A 13,454-nucleotide genomic window follows, 5' to 3' on the forward strand; every position below is an offset into this window, starting at 1 on the left:
TTACGCCGCGGAAAGAAAGCAGAGAATGCGTTTTCGGCATGCCGGAAATTGGGGGAGAAAATGACTGCGGACGAGATCTTCCGGGCGCTGGCGGCCGACGGGACCGACGACCCGTACCCGCTGTACGCCGAGCTGCACCGGCTCGGCGAGGTGCTGCCGGTGACGGCGCCCGAGCTGCCGTACGCCGCGGCCGTCTTCGGCTACCGGGCCGTCGACCGGATCCTGCGGGACACCTCGTTCGAGGTGCACGACGCGCTCCGGATGGAGCCGATGACGCCGGGCTGGCGCGACCACGCGGTGCTGGTGACGCTGATGAACTCGATGATGTTCAGCAACGGCGACCGGCACGGCCGGATGCGCGGGCTGTTCCGCAAGGTGTTCACCCCGCGCCGGGTGCAGGAGATGGAGCCGGACGTCCTCCGGATCACCGCCGAGCTGCTGGACGGCGTCGCCGAGCTCGGGGCCGACGGCGGCGAGGTCGACTACATGGCCGAGTTCGCCTACCTGCTGCCGGCCCGGGTGGTCGGGCGACTGCTCGGGTTGCCGGACGAGGACATCAGCTGGTTCCGCACGCAGGTCGACCTGATCAACGACTGGCTCGACTTCCGCCGCAAGGGATCCGACGTGCTGGCCGCGGCGGACCAGGCCGCGACCCGGATCACCGACTACTACCTGGAGCTGATCGCGAAGCGCCGGGCCGATCCGCAGCGGGACCTGATCAGCGATCTGACCCGGGCGATCGGCGACGGCGAGCACGAGGTCACGGATCTCGAGCTCGTGGGCAACCTGCTGGTGCTGTTCAACGCCAGCTTCAGTACGACGATCCACCTGTTCGGCAACGCGCTGCCGCTCCTGCTCGCGCGGCCGGAGATCCGGAGTACGCCGGAGCTCATGCCGGCGTACGTGGAGGAGGTCCTGCGCTACGACACTCCCGCGCACGTGTTCATCCGGGTGGCGGGTCGCGACACGGAGCTCCTCGGCGTACCGCTGAAGGAGGGGGAGCTGGTCGCAGTACTGACCGGGGCGGCCAACCGGGATCCGCGGCGGTTCGCGGAGCCGGACAGGTTCGATCCGGCGCGGGCCGACAACCAGCCGATCAGCTTCGGTGCCGGCGTCCACTACTGCCTGGGGGCTGCGCTCGCGCGGGCCGAGGCGCAGCTGGCGCTGCCGCTGGTGCTCGAGCGGTTCCCGCAGTTGGCGCTCGGCAGTGAGCCGGTCCGGACGGACCAGTTGATCCTGCGCGGCTACAAGTCCCTGCCGATCACGGTGACGGATCGGGCCCTGGTCACGGCCGGAGGTACTGCTGATGCCGCCGGGTGACGAGGTGACGCCATTTCGGCGGTGCTCGGAAATTGCGATCAGGGGCTCGCCCTGAGGGCTGAAGCAGCCAGTTCCGAGTGCGCCCGAAGTCGAATTCAAGCTACACAATTAGTGATCGTCCGCGCACTGTATTGAGGAAACCCCTGAATGCGGTTCACCATGCCCAGATACGGCAATTAATCGGCTATTTATTGACCGGTTTCGAGCATGACAAAGGGACCACGCGCTAGCGGGCGAGGTGGGCGCCCAAGCGGCGGATCGTCTCGGCTGCGGCGACCGCGTCGCTGCGGGCGGTGCCGTGGCGGCCGTCCGGGCTGTAGAGGGTCGGGTCGCTCGAGAGCGGGTGGTCCGTGAGGTGGACGTGGATCGTCCCCAGGCGGGTGGCGAGGGCCTGGGTGCGCTCGGCGAGCTCGGTCATCCGGGTGCGGAGGCCGGGGCGGAGCCAGTCGGGGACGGCGGGGGAGTAGGAGACGTTGAACATGCCGAGGGTGATCACGTCGGCACCCGTCGCCTGCAGCGCTGTCACCAGCTCGGTCAGCTCGCCGTCGACCCGGTCGGGGTCGTAGCGGGCGCTGAAGGCGTCGTTGCCGCCGCCTACGACGAGCGCCAGGTCGGGCTCGAAGGCCAGCGCGGGGGCTAGCTGGGTGGCGAGGATCTCGCGGGTCCGGAGGCCGCTGACGCCTAGGTTCAGGTAGTCGGGGACCTGGAGCTCAGCCGCCAGGCGGTCGGCCCACTGCAGCTCGGAGTACCCAGGTACAGGCGAGCACAGGCCCTCGGCCACGCTGTCGCCCAGTACTACGAAGCGCCGCCACGGGTGCCCGGTCAGCAGCTTCGCCGACTCGCCCTCAGCCAGGCAGTACTCGTCAGTGGCCTCGGTGATCATGCAGCCTCCTTGGCGCTGTAGTGGGGGAGCTCGACCGGGTCCCGCCACCAGCGATAGACCGGTACCAGCGTGACGAGCAGCAGGACCACCCCGGAGCCGATCAGAGCCGGCCGCAGCCCGAACGCCGCCGCACTCCAGCCCGCCAGGACGCCGCCGATCGGGACCCCCATGAACGAGATCGCGCCGGCCACCCCGAACACGCGCGTCTGCAGCGCGGCCGGCACCCGCTCGTACAGGGTCGCGCCTATCACCGGGTTGACCGCCGCGTTCGCGATCCCGCAGCAGAAGCTGACCGTGATCACCGGCCAGAGCCGATCCGACAGCCCGAGCGTGAACAGCCGGGGAGCGCCGCCGATCGCCGCACCGATGACGAAGGACGAGTACTGCGGCAGGCGCGGCCCGAGCACGGTGAAGATCACGTTCCCGAGCAGTGCTCCCGCGGCGAACCCGCCGAACAGCAGCCCGAGCGCGGCCGGCGAGACGAGCACCTGCTCGACCCAGAGCGGTACGAACACGCCGGTACCGGCCTGGTTGAAGACGTTCAGGAAGAAGGTCATCACGATCATCCCGAGCAGCAAGTGATCCTTGCGCAGGTAGGCGAACCCGCCCCGCAACGCCTGGAAGTACGGCTCCCTCAGCGCCGCCGGAGCATCCGTGACCGCAGGCGCCGGGAGCCGGACGAAGAAGGCGATCAGCGAGGCGCAGACGACGAACGAGAGCGCGTCCACGGCGATCGCCTGGTTCGGCCCGATCCAGGCGATCAGCAGCCCGCCGAGCGGGGCGCCGACCAGCGTCGCGGTCCGGCTGAAGCCCTCGTACGACGAGGTCACGCGGATCATCTTGACTCCGGCCGCGTCCGCCATCGGCTTGAGCATCACGTGCTTGACGCGGTCACCGCAGCCGCGCAACGCCCCCGCGACGGCGACCAGCAGGCACAGCCAGGCGAACGACAAGCCGGGCGTCAGGACGATCGCGGCCATCGCGGCGGCGCTGCCGAGATCCGTCACGATCGAGGTCCGGCGCAGCCCGAACCGGTCGGCCAGCGGCGCCGCGAGCACCCCCGATACGACGTACGGGAGCATCTCGGCCGCCGCGACCAGACCCATCTTCGCCGGGCTGCCGGTGCTGATCAGGACGAGCCAGGGGATCGCGATCATCGACACCCGGTCGCCGAGCGCGGACAGGATGTCCGCGCCGAACAGGGCGATCAGCCCTGCCTTACGCCTGTTCATGCCGACGGCGCGGCATGCCGCGCCCGCAGAGCCACCTTGTCGACCTTGTGCGCCGAGGTCAGCGGCAGCTCGTCGAGGAAGTCGATCGTGCGCGGCATCCACATCTCGTTGAACTCGTCGCGGACCAGCGTCTGCAGCTCCCGCGCGGTCACCACGGCACCGTCGTACCGGACCACATACGCGTGCGGCACCTCACCGAAAGCCTCATCCGGTACGCCGATCACTGCCGCGGCCCGGACGCCTGGATGCGACTGGAGCAGGTCCTCGATCGGGCGGCAGTAGACGTTCCAGTTGCTCGACCCGGTGACGATCGTGTCCTGGACGCGATCGACGACGTACAGGAACCCGTCCGCGTCGAGGTAGCCCAGGTCGCCCGTGCGCACCCAGTCGTCGACGATGGCCCGCTCGGTCAGGTCCGGGCGACCCCAGTACCCCGCGAAGCGGAGCTTGCTCGTCGCGTAGATCTCACCCGTCTGGCCCGGCGCCGCCCGGTTACCGTCGGCGTCGCGGATCTCCACCCGCACGTCCCCGTACGTCGTACCCGACGAGCGCAGTCGCTCAGGGTGCTCCGGGTCCTCGGTGAGCCCGGGCTGAGCCGTGACCACGATGACCTCGCTCAACCCGTACACGATCCGCAGTACCGGCCCGAAGCGCTCGATCGCCTGCCGCAGCCTCGATGGCGCGGCGGGCCCGGCGCCCACGTTGAGCATGAACAGGCTGCTCACGTCGGTCGTCGGCAGGTCCGGGTGGTCGAGCAGCTGGTAGAGCAGCGGCGGCGACACGTACGTCGAGTTGATCCGCTCGCGCTCGATCGTGGCGAGCGCGCGGCCCGCGTCCCAGTCGTCCTCGAGGAACAGCACGCCGCCCATGAACAGGTTGAAGAAGCTCGTGATCTGCCCGCTCGCGAACGCCATCGGCGAGTGCGACAGGTGCCGCAGCACGGGCAGCCCGGCGGCCAGGTAGTCGGCGGCGAGCGTCAGGATCTGCTCGTAGAACGCCTGCCGGTGATGCACCAGCTTCGGCTCCCCGGTGGTCCCGCTCGTCTGCAGGCAGGTCGCGGGCGACAGCTCGCCGTACTCCGGCCGGTACGCGCTGGTCGGCGGGGTCAGCAGGTCTGGCCCCAATCCGCCTTCGCCGAGACAGTGCACCGGTACTGCGAGGCTGACGGCCAGGCGCTCGCCGAGGACGGCCTTGGTCCGGGCGTCGTAGACGAACACGTCCGCCTCGGACAGCCGCGCGAACGCCTCGATCTCGCGGCGGCCGGCGATCGGTGCGATCCACATCGTCCGGGCGCCGACCAGGTGCAGCGCGAGCTGGAGTGCCGGGAGCTCGAGCGTGTTGCCGGCCAGTACGAGCACGCCGGCCCCGGCGCTGATGCCGCGGTCCTGCAGCGTCGCGGCCAGGTCGAGCACCTGCGCGCGCAGCCCGGCGAACGTGAGCCGCCGGCCGCCGGCGACGATCGCCTCGGCCTCGCCGTAGTCCGCGAAAAGCCGGAGCGCGGCGACCACATAGGAACCGGACCGCTCCAGGTTTTCGTCCAGCACGAAATCGACCGACATGGCGCCCCACCCCTTCGGTATCCGGGGCGACTGTACTTCCAGAAATTCCCGGCGGCCAGTCGTCGGGTGAATTCAAGCGGACAATTCAAAACACCCGTTGACGTGTCAGGGATCCGGAACTAGGTTTTCGACACCGTCACTCGCGCAGGGGTATTTCTTGCCCGCCGCGCGTCAACCCATTGGGGGGTTGTTCCATGCGCATTCCCAGTACCGTCAGATCGGCCGCACTAGCGGCCGTCGTCTCCCTGGCCGGCTCGGCCCTGGTCTTCACCGGCTCGTCGGCCCAGACGGCCGACAAGTCCGGCGGCCGGGACGAGTGGGTGGGCAGTTGGTCCACCGGCATCGTCAAGCCGGAGTCGGCCGGGTTCACGGCCACCGGCCTCAACAACCAGAGCGCTCGCTACGTGGTCCGGCCGTCCGTGGGGGGCGACAAGATCCGGATCCGGTTCACCAACATCTACGGCGACCGGCCGGTGCAGATCGGTGCGGCCACCGTGGCGAAGGGTGACACCAGTACGCCGGTGCAGTCCGACATCGACGTCGCGTCCAAGCGCTCGCTGACCTTCAACGGCGGCTCGCCGACCGCGGTGATGAACAAGGGCGCCGAGCTGCTCAGCGACCCGATCAACCTCGAGGTGCCGGACCTGAGCACGCTGGTGATCAGCGTCTTCTATCCGACCGCGACCGGCCCGACCAGCTGGCACGCGTCGTCCAACCAGCAGAACTTCTTCGGTCCGGGTGACCTGACAGGAGCTGCGGACGGTACGCCGTACATCACTACGCGTGCGTGCTGCTGGACGTTCCTGTCCGGTGTCGACGTGGTGACCGACAAGCCCTCGGGCTCGATCGTCGTGCTCGGCGACTCGATCGCCGACGGCCTGCTCAGCACGGCGAACGCCAACAACCGCTGGCCCGACCAGCTCGCCGAGCGGCTGGTCGCCGAGCGCGGGAAGAAGGCACCCGGCGTCCTGAACGTCGGCGAAGCCGGCAACCGGCTGCTGCAGGACAGCAGCGGTCTCATCCTCGGTGGCCCGAGTGGCACCGAGCAGCTCGGGCTGAACGCGCTGGCCCGGCTGAACGAGGACGTCTACGCGCAGACCGACGTACGCACCGTGATCACGCACCTCGGGGTGAACGACATCTGGATGAACGGCGCCGGCGCCGACGAGATCATCGCCGCGCTGAAGCAGATCAACAGCCAGCTGCTGGAGAAGAACATCGGCAGCATCGGCGCCACCATCACGCCGTACGCCGGCTTCACCACGCCGGGCGGCTGGACGCCGGAGAAGGAAGCGACCCGGGTCGCAGTGAACACGTGGCTGCGCACGCAGGACGAGTTCGACGGCATCATCGACTTCGACAAGGCCGTCCGGGACCCTGCCTCGCCGGACAAGCTGCTGGCGGCGTACGACGGTGGCGACCACATCCACATGAGCGACGCCGGCTACCAGGCGATGGCCAACTCGATCCCGTTGAAGCTGGTCCGGTGAGTTGATGACCACCGCCGCCGATCAAGTGCTCAAGGGACTCTTCAGCGAAGCCGGTCTGGACGATCCGTACCGGTACTACGCCGAACTCCACAAGCTGGGCCCCGTCAGTCTTCTCGAAGGCGGAGCCGGATATGCGGCGGTGGTCACCGGTTACGAGGCAGCCGATCAGCTGCTGCGGGACCCGCGGTTCCTCGTTGCCGACGACGTGTTCAGCGACGAGCTCAGCGGTCCCGAGTGGCGGGAGCACCCGCTGCTGACGGTGCTCAACAACTCGATGATGTACAGCAACGGTCCCCGGCACACGCAGGCCAGACGCCTGTTCCAGCAGGTGTTCACGCCCCGCCGGGTGGCCGAGCTGGAACCGGCGGTCGGCCGGCTGGTCGACGGTCTGATGGACCAGCTGGCCGAGCGGCTGGCTGTCGACGGGGAGGCGGACTTCATGTCGGAGTTCGCCTATCCGTTGCCGAGCAGCGTGGTCGCCGCGCTGCTCGGCATCCCGCAGGCCGACCTGACGTGGTTCCGGCCCCGGGTCGAACGGATCAACGATTTTCTCGATGTGGTCGGCAAGACCGACGAGGTGCTGGCGGCCGCCGACCAGGCGACGCGTGAGCTGTCCGAGTACTACCGAACGCTGATCGCCGAGCGCCGCAAGGCGCCGAGCGACGACCTGATCAGCCAGCTGGTCGAGGCGGTCGACGCGGGCCTGCACGAGGTGTCGGACGACGACCTGATCTGCAATCTGCTGGTGCTCTTCAACGCCAGCTTCGTGACGACGATCCACCTGATCGGCAACGGGATGTGGATGCTCCTCGACCAGCCCGAGCTACGGACGGCCGCCGCGACGCCCGCCTTCGTCGAGGAGGTACTGCGGTACGAGGCGCCGGTGCAGTTCGTTGCGCGCTGGTCCGAGGTCGAGGCCTCCTTGGCGGGCACGGTCATTCCGCCCAAGGAGATCGTGCTGGTGGTGCTCGGCGCGGCCAATCGGGACTCGGAGCGCTACCCCGACCCCGACGCCTTCGACGCCCGCCGGGTCGACGTCAAGCCGCTGAGCTTCGGGGCCGGGCCGCACTACTGTCTCGGTGCGGCGCTGGCCCGGGCGGAGGCGCGGATCGCCTTTCCCCGGTTGCTGGAGCGGTTCCCCTCGTTGCGGTCCGCCCGCCCGCCGGTGCGGAACCCGCAGCAGTTCCTGCGCGGGTACAAGTCGATGCCGGTGGCAACATGACCGCCGGTGAGATCCCCGCCCGTTGATGTGAGAGGTCTTTCCATGCCATTGGATCCGCAGGTCGAGGAGTTGCGCGCGAAGCGCGAAGCGGACAACGTGCCGCAGCTCTACACCCAGACGCTGGCCGAGGCTCGCGCCGCCGATCTCGCCTCCATCCAGGCGGGCGGCGGCGACGTCGACCCCGTCCATCACGTCCGGGATCTGGTGATGGAGGAGTCCGGTCTGGTGCTGCGGATCTATCGCCCGGCGGGAGACGGGCCGCTGCCGACCCTGGTCTACTTCTTCGGCGGCGGCTGGACGCTCGGCAGCATCGAGACGGGTGACGGAGTCTGCCGGCGGCTGGCCAACCTCGTACCGTGCCAGGTGATCGCCGTCGGGTATCGACTGGCGCCCGAGAACCCCTTCCCCGCCGCGGTGCACGACTGCCATCGCGCCACCCAGTGGATCGCCGCTCACGCGGTGGAGCTCGGGGTCGATGTTGCTCGCCTGGCAGTCGGCGGAGACAGTGCCGGAGGCAACCTTGCGGCCGCAACAACCTTGCTGGCGAGGGAATCCGGGCCTTCTCTGGCAGCACAGCTACTGATCTACCCGAACACCTTGTACGGCTCGGACACCGCCTCGATGCGAGCCGGCGACGACCCGTTCCTCTTCAATCGAACGTCAGTGAACTGGTACTGGAAGCACTACCTCCCCAACGACGCTGACGGCACCAACCCGCTGGCGTCTCCACTCCTGGCGGCATCTCACGCCGGCCTGCCGCCTGCCCTCGTCATCACCGCCGAGTTCGACCCCCTGCGCGATGAGGGTGAGTACTACGCCGAGAAGCTGTACGCCGCCGGTGTCCCCACCGAACTGACCAGATACGACGGCATGGTCCATGGTTTCTACACCATGTCCGGCGTCCTGGACGCCGCCCGCAAGGCTCTCACCGACTCAGCCGCCTGGCTCCGCCAAACTTTCGCCGATGCCTGACCCGCAGGTCCCATCGCCCGCGGCCGTAAGCGTGGCCGATTTCGAGGGGCTGGCAGCCCGGGTTCTGCCTGCTGCCACTCGCGAGTTTGTTGCTGGGGGAAGTGGCAGCGAGACGACTCTTCGGCTCAACCGAGCCGCTCTCGACTCGGTGACCCTCGTGCCGCGGGTGCTTGCGGGGGTTGAGGCTGCCGACCCGGCTTGCCGGTTGGTTGGGGCGGCGGCGGGGATGCCTGTGGTGGTTGCGCCGATGGCTTATCAGCGGCTGGTACATCCTGACGGAGAGTTGGCGCTGGCGCGGGCTGCTGCCGCGGCGGGGGTTCCGTATGTGATCAGCACGTTGAGCAGCTATCCGTTGGAGGAGATCGCGAAGGTAGCGCCTTCGTGGTTCCAGTTGTACTGGTTGCGGGACCGGGCGATGATCGAGTCGCTCGTCGACCGGGCCGAGGAGTCCGGCTGCGGCGCGTTGATGGTGACGGTGGATGTTCCCGTCATGGGTCGCCGATTGCGCGACGTGCGGAACGCCTTCGCGCTGCCGCCCGACGTGGGTGCGGCCAACCTCGTCGGCGCTCGCACCGAGGCGCATACCGGCGTGCCGGGGTTGTCGGCCGTCGCCGCCCACACCGCCTCTGCCTTCGAGCCCGCTGTCTCCTGGCGCGATCTCGAGTGGTTGAAGTCGAGGACCGATCTTCCCCTGCTGGTGAAGGGAGTTCTCGACCCGCGCGATGCCGTCAAGGCCGTCCAGATCGGTGCCGATGGCATCGTCGTGTCCAACCATGGCGGTCGGCAACTGGACGGAGCCGTTGCGTCGATCAACGCCTTGCCCCCGATCGTGGATGCCGTGGGCAAGGAATGTTCAGTACTACTCGACAGCGGGATCCGGAGTGGTACCGACGTCCTGCGGGCGCTCGCGCTCGGCGCATCCGCAGTACTGGTCGGCCGGCCGTTGCTCTGGGCCCTTGCTGTCGATGCCTGTGGCAACGCATTCGACCTGCTGCGCAGAGAACTGGCCGACGCGATGCTGCTGGCCGGCTGCGCGAACGTCGCCGCCGTCGCGCGGCTCACCACCGGGAGGGCCTGATGGCCGATCTGGACGTCACCGACCTGCACGGTTCGCTCACCGACCGCGCGCTGAACTCGATGAACTTCCTCAACGAGATCGCCGGCCACTACCCCGACGCGATCTCGCTCGCGGCCGGCCGGCCGTACGAGGAGTTCTACGCGCTCGAGGATCTGCACTCCTACCTCGACACGTTCAGCCAGTATCTGCGCGACGAGCTCGGCTACGACGAGGCGGGCGTCCGGCGGGCGATCTTCCAGTACGGCCGGACCAAGGGCATCATCCACCCGCTGGTCGCCCGCAACCTCGCCGCCGACGAGGGGATCACGGTCGACCCCGACGCGATCGTCGTGACGGTCGGCTGCCAGGAAGCGATGGTCCTGGTACTCCGCGCGCTCCGCGCGAGCCCGGCCGACGTCTTGCTCGCGATCTCCCCGGCCTACGTCGGAATCACCGGCGCCGCCCGACTCGTCGACCTCCCGGTACTGCCTGTTGCCGGGGGCAACTGTGGGGTCGACCTCGACGATCTCGTTGCCGTCGTCAAGCGTGCCCGAGCCGACGGTCTCCGTCCCCGGGGTTGCTACGTGATGCCTGACTTCGCCAACCCCTCTGGCCTCAGCCTCGACCTGGAGACGAGGCAACGGTTGCTGGAGATCGCAATGCAGGAAGACCTGTTGCTGCTCGAAGACAACCCCTATGGGCTCTTCCCCGCCGCTGGCGTCGACCGCGTACCGACCCTGAAGGCCTTGGACACCGACCGCCGAGTGATCTACCTCGGCTCCTTCGCCAAGACAGCGCTACCGGGCGCCCGAGTCGGCTACTTGGTGGCCGACCAGACCGTCGCCGCCCCGGACGGGACGGTCGGCCTGCTCGCTGACGAACTCTCCAAGATCAAGAGCATGCTGACGGTCAACACCTCCGCCGTCGCCCAGGCGGTGATCGGCGGCAAACTCCTCCAGAACGACTGCAGCCTGGTCACCGCCACCCAGCGCGAACGCACCATCTACGCCGCCAACCTCCGCGCCATCACCGACGGCCTGGCCGCCCGCTTCCCCACCGGCGAAGTCACCTGGACCGTTCCCTCCGGCGGCTTCTTCATCGTCGTAACGGTGCCGTTCCCGGTCACCGACGCGCTGCTGCAGAAGTCCGCCCGCGACTACGGCGTCCTCTGGACCCCGATGAGCCACTTCTATGACGGCGACGCCCCGACCAACTCCCTCCGCCTCTCCTGCAGTTCCGTCACAGCCCTCCAGATCGACACCGCCCTCGACCGCCTCGCAGCCCTGATCAACGACCACCTCTAGAAACTGGTCCTCTTGCCGCTGCATGAACTGGATCTGTAGAGCAGACCGGTCAGTTTCTACGGTGGTCGCATGACCGACATCGCCTGCGAGCTCCCGACCACGCCGAACGACCTCGCTGTCGAGCGGCTGGTGACGCCGGCGTTCGGGCGGTTGCTGGTGATGGTGTTCGGGTCGGGGCTGAGCATGTACTTGCTGACCTCGGTGGTGCCGCTCTATCTGGCGGCAAGCGGATCCGGTGGGATCGGCGCGGGACTGTCCACCGGCGCGATGATGCTGTCTGCCGTCGCGGTGGAGCTGCTCGTCCCGCGGATGCTCAGGCGATTCGGGTACTTCGGGACGCTCGGGCTGGGCCTCGTTCTGCTGGGAGCGCCGTCGGTCGCGCTGGTGTTCACCTCGGCACTCCCGCTCGTGCTCGCGGTGTGTGTCGTCCGCGGCGCCGGGCTGGCGATCATGGTCGTCGGCGCGGTGGCGCTGGTCGCCGAGATCACGCCGGCTCACCGTCGCGGCGAGGGGTTGGGGATCTACGGCGTCGTGGTCGGTCTGCCCGCCGCGATCGGGCTTCCGCTGGGCGTCTACCTCACCACCGTGGTCGGGTACGACGCGCTCTTCGTCCTCGCCGCGATCGCCTCGCTGGCGGGTCTCGCGATGCTGCCGGGCTTGCCACGTCGTAGTACCGGCCTGGAAGAGCAACACGTGAAGGTGCTGGGCGGCCTGCGGGGGAGCGGCCTGCTGATGCCGACCTTCGTCTTCGCAGCCGTGACTGTTGCCGCCGGCATCAGTGTGACCTTCCTGCCGCTGGGATCGGCCAACCACCTCGTGGTCACTATGGCGCTGCTGATCCAAGCGACCACGGCGCCGCTCGCCCGGTGGCTGGCCGGACGGGTCGGGGACCGCGTCGGACCGGCGAAGTTGCTCGCGCCCGCCGTCTTGCTGGCTGCGCTCGGAGCCGGCTCGCTCGTCTTCATCGGCAGCCCGGTAGCCGTCATCCTCGGCGCCGCACTTTTCGGCCTAGGCTTCGGCGCCGCGCAGAATCTGACGCTGGCGATCATGTACGACCGCTCGCCCGAGTTGCGCTATGGCCAGGTCAGCGCGCTCTGGAATCTCGCCTACGACGGCGGCTGGGGTATCGGCGCGATCACTTTCGGTTTCGTCGTCGCCGGCACCGGCTACCCGATCGCGTTCGCACTCACCGCCGGAATCGTGCTGGCCGCTGTGATCCCTGCTACCGGGGTGGTTGAAGCGGTGGTTGAACAGTTCGATCGTTGACACTTCGCCGCGCTACAGTCTGCTCGATTCTCGGCCGGTCTAGACAAGATCGGCGTTTCTGCCCTGGAGGGGGACTCCTTAAATGAAACTGCAGCGCCTCGCGCTCGCGCTGGCGGGGGCCGGCCTGTTCGCCGTCACCGCCGTCTCCGGCTCGGCCGTCGCGGCCGGTTCGGCCGACCCCAAGCCGTCCGTGAAGACCAAGGTCGCCCAGGCGAAGCAGGGAGCCTCGGTGAAGTCCGCCGCGGCCGCCGAATGCGCCAGCTGGGTCGGCTGGGTGAGGGCCGACGGCTCCGTCACGGCATCCGACATCTCGCCGGCCAAGCCGCCGGCGTCCGACCCGTGGGAGAACTTCCAGTTCGTCGGTGTCCGGGCCTCCGGCACCTTCTACCTGAACGAGAACGCCGCCCAAACGCAGCTGTACTACTACGGTCTGTTCCTGCAGGGTGGCAACCTGTACCGGCACACGACCACGATCAACATGAACACCAACGTCCACACGCCGGTGGCGACGAAGGTCGGGTCCGGCTGGACCAGCTTCAAGACCATCGCGACGTCGAACTACACCTTGATGAAGCCGCGGCACAGCTACCTGTACGGCCTGAACGCCAACGGCAGCCTGTACCGCTACTCGCAGGTCGGCACCGCGTTCAAGTCGCTCGGCTCGTTCGCCGGTTTCAAGTCGTTCAAGGCGATGACCGTGGTCAGCGAGACGGCGACCTACGACACGCTCCTGATGACGACGAAGGCCGGTGCGCTCTACACCGTCCGGATCCCGGTCACCGCCACGGCCAAGCCGGTTCTCAAGCTCGTCCGTAGCACCGGTTTCGCGGCGTACGAGGGCCTGACGGCCCACGGCTGTGGCGTCAAGGGCGGTTCGCTGATCGTCGGCGTCGACCACGACACCGACTCCGGCGACCAGTACGCGTTCAGCAAGTTCAACGGCGCGGCCACCGCCATGACGGCCTACGGCAAGATCCCGCAGGTCTTCGACGGCACCGCCACCGCACCCTTCACCACCTACTGGCACCAGCTCGTCGGCGAGTAACCCCCCCGAACCACCAGTACCACCGGGGACGCCGCACTCGCGGCGCCCCCGGTTGAGGACCTTGTGCACCACGTGAGCGTTTCGGCGGCCTCGAAGTACTCACG

11 protein-coding genes are annotated in these 13,454 nt (G+C 68.5%); 8 read left to right on the forward strand and 3 right to left on the reverse strand.

The window, feature by feature from the left end; translation table 11 throughout:
• Positions 1-60: 60 nt before the first annotated feature.
• Positions 61-1,320 carry a cytochrome P450 gene (locus G3I17_RS20925; RefSeq protein ID WP_164598831.1) on the forward strand — a complete coding sequence of 420 codons (1,260 nt, stop codon included), beginning with the start codon at positions 61-63 and terminating at the stop codon, positions 1,318-1,320.
• A gap of 226 nt (positions 1,321-1,546) precedes the next feature.
• On the opposite strand, the gene G3I17_RS20930 is transcribed toward G3I17_RS20925, so the two are convergent.
• The 3 genes from G3I17_RS20930 to G3I17_RS20940 are packed head-to-tail and all read right to left on the reverse strand — an operon-like array spanning position 1,547 to position 4,994.
• Positions 1,547-2,203 (reverse strand): SGNH/GDSL hydrolase family protein, encoded by a 657-nt coding sequence (locus G3I17_RS20930; protein ID WP_164598833.1) that lies wholly within the window; start codon positions 2,201-2,203, stop codon positions 1,547-1,549.
• Positions 2,200-3,435 carry an MFS transporter gene (locus G3I17_RS20935; RefSeq protein ID WP_164598834.1) on the reverse strand — a complete coding sequence of 412 codons (1,236 nt, stop codon included), beginning with the start codon at positions 3,433-3,435 and terminating at the stop codon, positions 2,200-2,202. Before G3I17_RS20935 ends, G3I17_RS20930 begins: the two co-directional genes overlap by 4 nt.
• A complete protein-coding gene (locus G3I17_RS20940; RefSeq protein WP_164598836.1) occupies positions 3,432-4,994 on the reverse strand; it encodes an AMP-binding protein in 1,563 nt (520 codons plus the stop codon). The genes G3I17_RS20935 and G3I17_RS20940 overlap by 4 nt, the downstream gene beginning before the upstream one ends.
• A 194-nt stretch (positions 4,995-5,188) precedes the next feature.
• Here G3I17_RS20940 and G3I17_RS20945 point away from each other — a divergent pair, with 194 nt between their 5' ends.
• The 7 genes from G3I17_RS20945 (at position 5,189) to G3I17_RS20975 (ending at position 13,350) form a co-directional block, all read left to right on the forward strand.
• The gene (locus G3I17_RS20945; RefSeq protein ID WP_164598838.1) at positions 5,189-6,484 is read left to right on the forward strand and encodes an SGNH/GDSL hydrolase family protein; all 1,296 of its coding nucleotides are present in this window, start codon (positions 5,189-5,191) and stop codon (positions 6,482-6,484) included.
• Between the two features lie 4 nt (positions 6,485-6,488).
• Entirely contained in the window at positions 6,489-7,706 is a 1,218-nt protein-coding gene (locus G3I17_RS20950; RefSeq protein ID WP_164598840.1) for a cytochrome P450, read from the forward strand.
• Positions 7,707-7,748: 42 nt separating this feature from the next.
• Positions 7,749-8,678, forward strand: coding sequence for an alpha/beta hydrolase (locus G3I17_RS20955; protein ID WP_164598842.1), 930 nt, complete (start codon positions 7,749-7,751; stop codon positions 8,676-8,678).
• Positions 8,671-9,756: an alpha-hydroxy acid oxidase gene (locus tag G3I17_RS20960; RefSeq protein ID WP_164598844.1), complete on the forward strand. Its 1,086-nt coding sequence runs from the start codon at positions 8,671-8,673 to the stop codon at positions 9,754-9,756. The genes G3I17_RS20955 and G3I17_RS20960 overlap by 8 nt, the downstream gene beginning before the upstream one ends.
• Positions 9,756-11,039 (forward strand): PLP-dependent aminotransferase family protein, encoded by a 1,284-nt coding sequence (locus tag G3I17_RS20965; RefSeq protein ID WP_164598846.1) that lies wholly within the window; start codon positions 9,756-9,758, stop codon positions 11,037-11,039. The genes G3I17_RS20960 and G3I17_RS20965 overlap by 1 nt, the downstream gene beginning before the upstream one ends.
• 69 nt (positions 11,040-11,108) lie before the next feature.
• On the forward strand, positions 11,109-12,305 hold the full coding sequence (locus G3I17_RS20970) for an MFS transporter (protein WP_164598848.1): 1,197 nt from the start codon (positions 11,109-11,111) through the stop codon (positions 12,303-12,305).
• A gap of 82 nt (positions 12,306-12,387) precedes the next feature.
• Positions 12,388-13,350: a hypothetical protein gene (locus G3I17_RS20975; RefSeq protein WP_164598850.1), complete on the forward strand. Its 963-nt coding sequence runs from the start codon at positions 12,388-12,390 to the stop codon at positions 13,348-13,350.
• The last annotated feature ends 104 nt before the right edge of the window (positions 13,351-13,454 follow it).

The organism is Streptomyces sp. SID13031, assembly GCF_010548305.1.
GTDB lineage: Bacteria > Actinomycetota > Actinomycetes > Propionibacteriales > Kribbellaceae > Kribbella.